This window comes from Mycobacterium sp. E2238, assembly GCF_001672665.1.
Taxonomy (GTDB): domain Bacteria; phylum Actinomycetota; class Actinomycetes; order Mycobacteriales; family Mycobacteriaceae; genus Mycobacterium.
This window is the reverse complement of the sequence record NZ_LZKF01000089.1, coordinates 1-3,017: the sequence shown is the minus strand read 5'-3', so window position 1 is coordinate 3,017 and position 3,017 is coordinate 1. Positions and strand designations below refer to the sequence as shown.

Sequence of the window (3,017 nt, the reverse complement as noted above, 5' to 3'; positions counted from 1 at the left end):
TGACTACTATCCGGGCCCAGTTCAGTGACGAATAGGCCCATCAACGGAACACAACGCCGAAATTTGTCGCGTAGCATAGAGCGACATGTCGACGAAACCCGCCCCTGCCGATCTGGAATCGGACGGGGAATTCGATCGCAGGGACCAGATCCTCGAGGCGGCGAACGAATGCTTCACCCAGCTCGGCATCCAGCGCACCAGTGTGCAGGACGTGGCGCGCATGGCGAAGGTCTCGCGGGGCACCATCTATCGGTACTTCGTCGATCGCGATGTCCTGATCGAAGCCGCCATCGAGCATGGCGCACAAGGCTTCTACCGTGAAGTCGCCGCGGCGATGGCCAAGAAATCAACGCTGGCAGAACAACTCGGCGCGATGGCCGAGACCCACGCGAAAATTCTGCTCGACCATCGGACTCGCAACCGGCTGATGGCCGATGACGCCGAGCTGATGCGCCACATGGTCGCCGACGGCGATGCCGCCGTCCGCCGCACCACAAAGTTCCTCGAACCCTACGTGCGCGATGCCCAGAAACGCGGCGAGGTCGGCGCCGGAGTCGACGTGACCGCCGGTAGCGAATGGCTGGCGAGAATCATCTATTCCTTTTCGACTGTCAATCAAGGTCTGACCTTCGATATGACCAAGCCGGCCACGGTCCGCCGCTACGTCGAGAAATTCGCGATCAACGGCCTGCGCTGACGCGGTCGCGAATTTTCACCTGCCCATCACATAGCCGTGCGGCTGTCGCGGCCCATCGCCGCGGGCTCGGTCGCGAACTCACGCACCATCGCCTGGATCGTGTACGACGCGGCGAGCCGTCCATCTCGGGCAAAGACCCGGCCGTCGCCCTGCACAAGCCCCCGTCCCGACCAGAAGGCGTGGTTGGTGTACAGCAGCCAGTCCGTAACATCGACGTCGTCGTGAAACGCGATGGTGGCTTTCATGATTCCGGTCGACAAGGTGGCATGCGCGCGGGCTTCGCCCAAACCCGGATGCGGCAACATACCCGCGGCGATAGTCCAATGTGTCGTCGACTGGGCCAGCAACGCCGTCTGCAGGTAAGGGGTCGGCGGCGCATCGCGGAATCGCACCCACACGTTGATGAAGGGCGGGCCCACCCGATCGGGATCCGGATCGTAAGCCCCATCGACCACCCGGATCTCGCGGCCGGTCATCCCGAAGCCAGGAAACGACACCGCCTCGTCGGGGCCCGGAACGGCCGGCATGGGGTCGGCGTCCCGCATGACGTCGCCGGCTCCCGAGTCCGCAAGCACCAAGCCCGCGCTGCGGAATACGCCCCGCTGACTGATGCGAATTTCGGCCGACGAAAACGATCTGCCCCTGCGAAGCACATCGACGGACAGGTCCACGGGCGCGTCGAATGAGGCCGCTTTGGCGAAGATCATCGATGCCGACGTGATTCGTTGCCCGGGAAGCGCTTTCGACGCCGCGACGATCGCCTCGCCGAGCAGCTGGCCACCCTCGACGACATTGCGACGCGTCGGCCCGTGCGCTGGCCCGATAAAACCGCTTTCGGATACCTGCTGCACGTCGATGATTCTGCACAGCTCGCCGGCGTCTCCCCATAGCGGGAACGTCGCAGGGATCTTTGAGCCGTCCGGCCACTCTTCGACGACGACCACACGCAGCGCGTCGTCGTAGAAACAGACGTGTCCCGCAATCGCTGCGACCTCTGGCAACGGAGTGCGGTAGGCCCACACGACGTTCTCGACGCCGGAATCCGCCCCGTCAAGGCTCCAGTAACTCGCCCGGCCCTTGAAAGGGCAGACGGTGCTGTGATCCGACGGGCGGAACAACTCCCACAGCACGTCGGATTCGGGAAAGTACAAGCGGTCCTCGTGGTCGGTCTCCGTCACCACGAGGCACCGGTCGCTCTGGGCAACGAGCACGTCACCGAACCACACCTGGCCCCGGTATGGACACGGGGTCGCCTCGATCCGGTAATCGGGGTAATCGGGCCACGCCGACTCGACTTGCGTTGGCATCGCTACCCTCTCGTCGCCGGCCTCATACCGTAGCCGCGCGACGCGGCGACGACGGTGGACGAATTACGAGCTGCTCGAGGCCGACGGCGGGAAAGTTCAAAGCGCTGGCGAACGTTCCCGCCAGCATGTCGGCGACGTCGGCGGGCGACATCAATGTCTCTTGCAAGAGGCCGCGCGCCACCCAATCCTGCACGACGACGCCGAGCAGTCCGGGGTCGAACGCCGCGGTGAACTCCGTCGGAACGGTGCCGCCCACGGTGACACAGCAGTAGCGAAAGCCGGGATGCTCAGTGCGCCAGGCATTCAGGCTTTCTGATAGCGCGGCCTTGCTGGAGGAATAGGCGCCCAAAGCGGTCCGTGGCTGGCCGACGGTTTCGGAGGACAGGGCGCTGACGATCGCGGCGGGCGCGAGCACCGGCAGGCAGCACTTGATGACTTGATGCACACCGACGACATTGGTCTGCATCACGTCCGTCCAATCGTCGACGGAAGTGTCGGCGAACATTCTCAAGGGCGCGTACCCCACCGAGATGAATAGCAGGTCGATTTCACCAAGGCTCGCTCGGGCCATATCGGCGAGCCGCGCGCAATCGTCAGCGTTACGCACATCCGCGCTGATGGCCGCGCCGCAGCCGGCATCGGCGGCGACCTCGTCGAGACGGTCTCGTCGGCGCGCCGCGATGAGCAGGTCGGCGCCCTCCTTGCCGGCACGGACGGCGAACGCCCGCCCGATCCCGGCCGATGCGCCCACCACCACGACCCGCTTGCCGGCCAATGTCCGTTCGCCCATGCGCTGACCACCGATCGAGAATCCAGTGTCGAAAGCCATCCGACATCGGAGAACAATAGTACATCTATTGTTTAGTTGAGCGACGCCGCTCAGTCCTTCAGCGAAGCCCGTTGATGGCGAACGTTTCCACGTAACGCCGGACGGTGTCCGGTTTGGACATGTCGAACGTCTGGGCCTCGTTGACGGTCGAGAACGACCAGATGATGCGGGCCAGCCATTCGCT

General features: G+C 64.3%; 3 protein-coding genes. 1 reads left to right on the top strand and 2 read right to left on the bottom strand.

Annotated elements, in window-relative coordinates:
* Positions 1-85 precede the first annotated feature (85 nt).
* Positions 86-697 carry a TetR/AcrR family transcriptional regulator gene (locus A5711_RS07615; protein WP_067783784.1) on the top strand — a complete coding sequence of 204 codons (612 nt, stop codon included), beginning with the start codon at positions 86-88 and terminating at the stop codon, positions 695-697.
* Between the two features lie 26 nt (positions 698-723).
* Here the strand turns inward: A5711_RS07615 and A5711_RS07610 are convergent, their stop codons facing one another.
* Both A5711_RS07610 and A5711_RS07605 read right to left on the bottom strand, forming a co-directional pair.
* Entirely contained in the window at positions 724-2,004 is a 1,281-nt protein-coding gene (locus A5711_RS07610) for a DUF427 domain-containing protein (protein WP_067945116.1), read from the bottom strand.
* Between the two features lie 22 nt (positions 2,005-2,026).
* Entirely contained in the window at positions 2,027-2,779 is a 753-nt protein-coding gene (locus A5711_RS07605; RefSeq protein WP_231987439.1) for an SDR family oxidoreductase, read from the bottom strand.
* Positions 2,780-3,017 lie beyond the last annotated feature (238 nt).